The organism is Moorena sp. SIO1F2, from assembly GCF_010672755.1.
GTDB lineage: Bacteria > Cyanobacteriota > Cyanobacteriia > Cyanobacteriales > Coleofasciculaceae > Moorena.
Genome location: NZ_JAAHFV010000342.1, coordinates 1 through 6,802 on the forward strand (window position 1 = coordinate 1; position 6,802 = coordinate 6,802).

The following is a 6,802-nucleotide window of genomic DNA, read 5'->3' on the forward strand; positions in this document are numbered from 1 at the left end:
TCCGATTTCAATTAATAAACTGATTAGTTCTATTAATTGTAGATTGGTTTACAATTTTGAATCCAGATAATAAGTTGCTTATTCTGGCAGGATTGGATAAAAAAGAGCATAGCCCAGAAGCATCTGAGGTATTTGATAAGTTAATGGAAAAAATTATTGTTAGTACTGATATTTATCAACAAAAAGAACTGTTAGAATCTTTGATTTTATTGGCAGAATATTATTTTGAAGAAAGTCAAAAAGCGGAAAAGCAAGGTAATATAAAACTTAGAAAAGAAGCAACTATTAACCGCAATATAGTCAGAAAAGTCAAAAAAAAGTTTAATACTCTGCAAAAGAAGCATTCTTCTGCTAGGTCTTAGAGTGATTAAAGTAGGTTAATAAATACTAACATTTGGAGATTAAGATGGAAAAACTACATCCTTTAGATCAAATTATTCGTCAGATAGACAAAGCAGAAGCATCGGCTAAGTATAAAGCTAATTATGATGAAATAGTCATTATTTTTGATAAAAATAAAAAATGTTTTTTGAGTCGTATTCCTATTTTTATTGGAAATAATATTGTATATTACCTAGTTTATAACACTAATAATGCCTCAAGTTTTGCTGAATCTAGGGATCTTCTTATTGAAGTGACAGACTTTGCCAGAAACCGTAAACTTGGTATCTCGCTAGATTATCGCGCTAGTTGTCCCTTTGGGAAGGAGGAGCAGGTTGCCCTAGCTCTTTGTGGCGATAATTCTCCTGGTGATGAACTTGATAAAAGAATAAAAGGATGGGTGTTTCAACTAACGGATGAGCGAGCTGCTGAATTCATCGATAATTACTATAGTCAAGTAAAGTGGTTACAGACTGAGTTAAAAACAAAAGCGGCAGAGGAGATTGGTCTAAACCTTGATGTCAGACTGTCTGTAGAGAATAGTAAACAGCTAGAACCTATCAAAATTGAACCGACAGAAATTACCGTAGAGGTGACCGATTTTGCTAAAGACCGTAAACTCCCTATCTCTGTGGCGTATCGTGCTAGTTGCCTGCCTGGGGAGAAGGAGAAGGTTGCCCAAGCTCTTGGTGGTGATAATTCTCCTGGTTATGAATTTGATAAAAGAATAAAAAGATGGGTGTTTGAACTAACGGATGAGCGAGCTGCTGAATTCATCGATAATTACTATAGTCAAGTACATTGGTTACAGAATGAGTTAAAAACAAAAGCGGCAGAGGAGATTGGGCTAAAGCTTGATGTCAGATTGTCTCTAAAGAATAGGAAACAGCTCGAACCTGTAAAAATTGGACTGAAAGAAATCCCCGTATACGTTAAAGATTATGATAATCTATTAGACCTTGAGGTTGAAACTGAACTAATTGTTGATGATCCAGTAAAAGCGACATCGAATCTGGATTATGACTGTTGGAACTTTCTAACCAACCTTACTAAACTAGAAATACAAAAATCCTTACGGGAAAATACTACTATTAGTCAGTTTTACTATGAATTGAAAGATACGGTTAGACACGAATTAGTTAATCACTTAAATAGTATCCTGGATAAGCAAGGTCTTCGAGTTGGATACTTATTTATCAACAGTAAAACCGTTTCTTCATCTTTACTTCCTAAAGAGCTTGTAGAAATACAGTATCCAGTTGAGTGCAAAGTACAAAAATATGCAGGTTCGGTATATGTTGAAAATAACCTCCAGATGCTTTCTCAAGATTTTAGACGATATATTTCTGCACAATCTCCTAACTTGCATGGTTGGGTAGAGACCAAGCTAGAAAAAATTGTTAAACCGTTACTCCTTGATAAAAATTATGCAGATATATTGTGCGATTTTAGTCAAGAAGCTGAAGCGATTCGGCAAGCAATGCAAATTGAAGCTGAATCTATTGGTTATCGAATTAAACACATTGTCTCTGTTCCGAAGCAGGAGCATAGTAAACTATTAGAAAACTTAGAAATAAAAGATGATAAATCCGAATTTTCTACTAATGTTTCTAGCATAAAAGTTAACCTAAGTACGACTGTTTATCTTAAATTTATTAGCCTTAAAAAAATTGAAGATTATCTTAATAAAACCGTTGATGACATTAAAGAGTTAATCAAAGAAACGATTAATAGGACTACCAGGGGAATTATACGCACTATTGAAGCGGAACGATTCTATATGGGTTTCTATGAACCTAAAAGTGGTAAAAAATCCGTTGAACAAGAACTAAAAGATGAAATTACGCAAGCCTTAGAAGAGCAATTTGGAGCAAAAATTATTAGAGTTGATTTTATTCCTGAAGAAACCGAGATTATGGATTATATGAAGAGATTAATCGGGATGGTAGGCTCTTTTGAATGTGAAGTACCTTCTTTAACGGGTGGAGAATCTGTTACGTTCCAGGGAGATTTCAAAATTTTATCTATTGAGCAAGGTAGCTGGTATACATTTCAATCGGCATTCCAATGGATGGGAGAATCCCAGAAAGAGTTAAAACAAGAATATGACGAACTCAAAAAACAATACCCTAAGGTTATTGAATCCGGTGTAGAAGAGAATAGAGAAAAACTTGATAAAATTAATCAGAGAATTCGCGTTATAGAAAATAAAATTTGTGGAATGAATGATATCAAAATATCAATTGAAAAGAGTGTCACAGCTTATTTAAAAACTGCTGACAGTGAATTGCTCAGATATAAAGACATCAAACATTTGGATACTATAAAGCACCACATGAACCAGTGGGCAAGGGAAAGTGTGGTTGAGCAATATGGTCTAGACATTAACATCATACATGTATCTCGTCTTCGCACTGAAAAAGAAAAGTCTTTTGATGAAGCTAAGGCCAAATTACAAAGGGCAAAAATAAATGAAGAATTAGATAAAATTGAAGTCAGAAACAAGGAGCGTCAGCAGCAATTAGCAATGTCTTCAATAAGAAATAAAGCTCAATATGAGGAACTTAATAAACTCTACGAACAAAGATCAAAAATTATTGCTAATTCAGATGTTGAGCAAGAGGAAAGGGACTATTTTAATGAACAAATAAATCGTTTAGAGAACGAAATTCCAAGTGTTTCTCTAGAGGATGCTGGCAACAGTCTCAATAGATTAGAACCTACACGATACAATAGCAAAAGCGCTCTCGATTTTGAAGAGCAGATGAGTCTACCATCCAGTGAAAAAAATCAGGAGCCTGATTTTAGTGGTGAGCCAAGGATTATCAATCAAGAGGACGAGATTATATAGTGGCCAAAGGGAGCAGGGAGCAGGGAGCAGCGGAAAGAGGCTGTATCCATTAAGTTTTGTTAGACAATATTGCTTAGGCTGCGTTAGGGAGCCCCCTCTTCTCCAGGGTTAGGTTGCTCCCCGTAACGCACCACCAGGTCAAACAGCTTTTAGGAGATGCACCCCACTGGTAAACAGTATCGAAAGTCTTAAATAGGCAAAATGGAAGTAATTTTTAGAAACTATGACGGTAGTGCTGAGGAGACTCGTAAGGTTGTACCTAATTCAAGGTTAAGCAAATATCGTGAAGCACTAAAGATGCTTTTAGGATTACCAGAAAAGCAACAGTGCAAATTTTTTTTGGAAAGAACTAACCAAGAACTAGACGTTAATTTAACCTTTGAGGATGCAGGTATTCAGCCGAATGAAACACTCATACTTTGTTCACCAAATATAGAAAATATTAACCCCTCAGAAGAGTCTTATCAAGAGTCTTTCAGTTCCTCTACTGAAGAGACCAGAAAAGCCTATTCCCCCACCCCACCAAATAAAGAAAACATTAACTCCTCTCAAGAGTCTTCTCAAGAGTTTGTCAGTTTCTATCCAAAAGATACCATAAAAACCGATTCCTCCACGCCACCAAATGGAAAAAACATTAACTCCTCAGAAGAGCCTTCTAAAGAGTCTGTCACTTCCTCTCCTGAAGATACCATAAAAGCCGATGCCCCCACCCCACCAAATAGAGAAAACAATAACTCCTCTCAAGAGTCTTATAAAGAGCCTGTTACTTCCTCTCCAAAAGATACCACAAAAGCCGATACTCCCACCCCTACTGCTGTGGGAGTATTAGCTCGACTTCAGAAAATTACACGGTTTAAAGAATGGCAAATTAAAAAATGGCAAAAACTAGTAATTACAGGTGGCATCATCGCTTTCTTAATCCTGATCTGGCTAATAATTACCAGAACCAGCAGCCAAACCATCCCCGAGGTACCCCAACTTTCGTCATCTAAACCTTCGTCATCTAAAGGGGAGAAAACAAAGCTAAAAATAAAACAGGATAAGGGGTTTAGGGTGTGGGGTTTAGGGAAATTAGAAGGGAATTTCGAGTTACCCGAACAAAACCATTACATTTTTAACCTGATTCAACCTTCCCCTGTTGATAACAAAATTGCGAGTGGTGGAAACTTTCAAGGGCTCCCTCCATCCCCACCAACGTTGCTACCTCCTCCGATTGTACCATACCCTCCCAGTTCGGATTTTCAGAGGGTTGATCCCCCCGTTAACCTACCTCCGAATCAGTCTTACACTCTCCCAGAATCCTCGTTGTCTGAGCAAGACGCTGTCAACGTGATTCGCAGCTGGCAAAAGGCCAAGCGTGAAATCTTTGCTCCTCCCTTCAATCGGCAACTAGGAAGCAAGGTTCTTACAGGCAAAGCCTACAGGGATAACATCAGAAGAACCGATAATACAGAAAGTTCAGTAGATTGGCTAGAGAACAATAACGCTTACTATACCTATGGCGTCCAAAGTATTGATAGGGTTAATAAATTTGTTCCTAGTGGCGATCGCGCCACCATTGAAGTAACGATCAGTGAAGACCGTACTCTCTACGTCAATGGTAAACCCAGTAGGGATAAACACACTGCCTTTGATACCAGCGTAATTCGCTACACCCTTCAACAGGAAGAGGGAGAATGGAAGATAGCAGAGTACAAGATTTTTGAGTACTTTCCGGAATAATAGTTAGCAACGCTACTGATTGATACTGGTGCCACCGGTGCTGTCTAACCAAGTGATTGATTAGAAACCCAGTTGCTAGATGCATCGCCCTCTGAGAATCAAAAACGCGATCGCATAAGCGCGGAAGCTGAGGCCTTTGGCCAAGGTCAATCGCAAAAAACAACACACTAAATAACTATATAGGGTCAATTATAATTATTTATACTTATAATATACCTTCAAGTTTCATCTCCCTACTCCCTACTCCCTACTCCCTACTCCCTACTCCCTACTCCCTACTCCCTACTCCCTACTCCCTACTCCCTACTCCCTTTCCTAAATAACATAACTAATACTGATTACTATATCAGTTATCAGCGGTCAGCCACTGGCCAACCGCTGACCGCTGACCGCTAAATGCTTACACCAATCCGTTCGCGATGAAGCGTTTCGGCAAAGCCGACGCTACGCGAACGCGTAGCGTGGCCTACGGCCTCAGCTTCCGCGCTTATGCGATCGCTTCAAACTTGATCAGGATCCACACCCATGGCTCGTAAACGAGCAGCCAGTTGCTCAGCTCGTTGTTGAGCTTGGGTAGCTTCTTGTTGAGCTTGGGTAGCTTCTTGTTGAGCTTGGGTAGCTTCTTGTTGAGCTTGAGCTGCTTCTTGTTGAGCTTGAGCGGCTTGTTGTTGAGCTTGGATAGCTTCTTGTTGAGCTTGAGCTGCTTCTTGTTGAGCTTGCACAGCTATCTCTTCAGCAGTAGGTAGCACAATTCCCTCTAAAGTAGCCCAACGTAACCAAGTAGTATCAACATTATTTTTATAAACCCCTTGCCAACGGACTAAGGCTAATCCTAACCTTTCGCTAATTAGTCGTCCTTGTTCATCTTCAGTTAAAGGCTGATAGACGCCATTGTGTAACCTAAATCCGGCAAAATCTTCTGGATTAAACGGGTCGTACCAAAAATATTCTGGTACTCTGACTTGGTCTTGATAAACTAATTTTTTAGTAGTTTTATCCGTGTTGGCTGTACTCTCAGAAATTAGCTCAATAATCACATCAGGTGCTTTACCTTCTTCCCAAACTACCCAACTTAGTCGTTCGGCTTTGGGAACTCCAAGCACTACAAATACATCCGGACCTCGGAAGTCTTGATTCTTAATTTGTTCTGTACTGAAATAAAGAAACATATTACCCCCAAAATAGCCATCCTCCCGCTGGGCTAACCAAGGGTATAACGGGTCAGTCAGCAATTCCATCTGAAGTTTATGTCGTTCCGTTTCCATAGGAATACCGTCATCACAAGGAAGTTCATATTGAGTTGGCGGTATAGGAGGAGTATTAGGCACAACAGCAGAGGTCATAGTTTTAGACATAGTGGTGGTATTTCCTACTCAAATTTAACGCCTATCGCTAAGGTATCGTTGAAACTCGCCAAAAAACCCAGCCGTTGGTTCTGTCTTTTTTGACCAAACTATGGTATTGGAGTTGCTACACTATAGCGGTTTTCAATTTGGTGAGGTACAACTTTTAGGGAACAGGGAACAGGGAACAGGGAACAGGGAACAGGGAGCAGGGAGCAGGGAGCAGGGAGCAGGGAGCAGGGAGTAGGAAGCAGAGGGACTTTTGGCAACTTTACACAAGTTAATACTGTGAGGTTTATTTTTGTCCAGGTACCTACACTAGCTATTCTATTAGTAGTCAATTTTTAGAGGACAACATCGGAATAGTTTAGGGTCGCAAAGGTCAATCGCTAAAACAATTCTATAGCGTTAATTATAATTATAAAATACACTTAGGTTTCTACTCCCTGCTCCCTGCTCCCTGCTCCCTGCTCCCTGCTCCCTGTTCCCTGTTCCCTGTTCCCTA

General features: G+C 39.4%; 5 protein-coding genes. 3 read left to right on the plus strand and 2 right to left on the minus strand.

Annotated elements, in window-relative coordinates:
* Positions 1-56 precede the first annotated feature (56 nt).
* The 3 genes from F6J94_RS27575 to F6J94_RS27585 all read left to right on the plus strand — a co-directional run bounded on the left by F6J94_RS27575 (position 57) and on the right by F6J94_RS27585 (position 4,954).
* Complete coding sequence (locus F6J94_RS27575; RefSeq protein WP_293046184.1) at positions 57-362, plus strand: hypothetical protein; 306 nt, start codon at positions 57-59, stop codon at positions 360-362.
* Positions 363-406: 44 nt separating this feature from the next.
* A complete protein-coding gene (locus F6J94_RS27580) occupies positions 407-3,232 on the plus strand; it encodes a hypothetical protein (protein ID WP_293046187.1) in 2,826 nt (941 codons plus the stop codon).
* 201 nt (positions 3,233-3,433) lie between these two features.
* Positions 3,434-4,954, plus strand: a complete 1,521-nt coding sequence (locus F6J94_RS27585) for an ARC6/PARC6 family protein (RefSeq protein WP_293046190.1) — start codon at positions 3,434-3,436, stop codon at positions 4,952-4,954.
* Positions 4,955-5,454: 500 nt separating this feature from the next.
* On the opposite strand, the gene F6J94_RS27590 is transcribed toward F6J94_RS27585, so the two are convergent.
* The gene (locus F6J94_RS27590) at positions 5,455-6,309 is read right to left on the minus strand and encodes a Uma2 family endonuclease (protein WP_293046193.1); all 855 of its coding nucleotides are present in this window, start codon (positions 6,307-6,309) and stop codon (positions 5,455-5,457) included.
* 98 nt (positions 6,310-6,407) lie between these two features.
* Complete coding sequence (locus F6J94_RS27595) at positions 6,408-6,566, minus strand: hypothetical protein (protein WP_293046196.1); 159 nt, start codon at positions 6,564-6,566, stop codon at positions 6,408-6,410.
* Positions 6,567-6,802: the final 236 nt, after the last annotated feature.

Bases quoted from the DNA above. Each gene is read 5' to 3' on its own strand.
- F6J94_RS27585 (WP_293046190.1), top strand. From the start codon at position 3,434: ATGGAAGTAATTTTTAGAAACTATGACGGTAGTGCTGAGGAGACTCGT.
- F6J94_RS27590 (WP_293046193.1), bottom strand. From the start codon at position 6,309: ATGTCTAAAACTATGACCTCTGCTGTTGTGCCTAATACTCCTCCTATA.
- F6J94_RS27580 (WP_293046187.1), top strand. From the start codon at position 407: ATGGAAAAACTACATCCTTTAGATCAAATTATTCGTCAGATAGACAAA.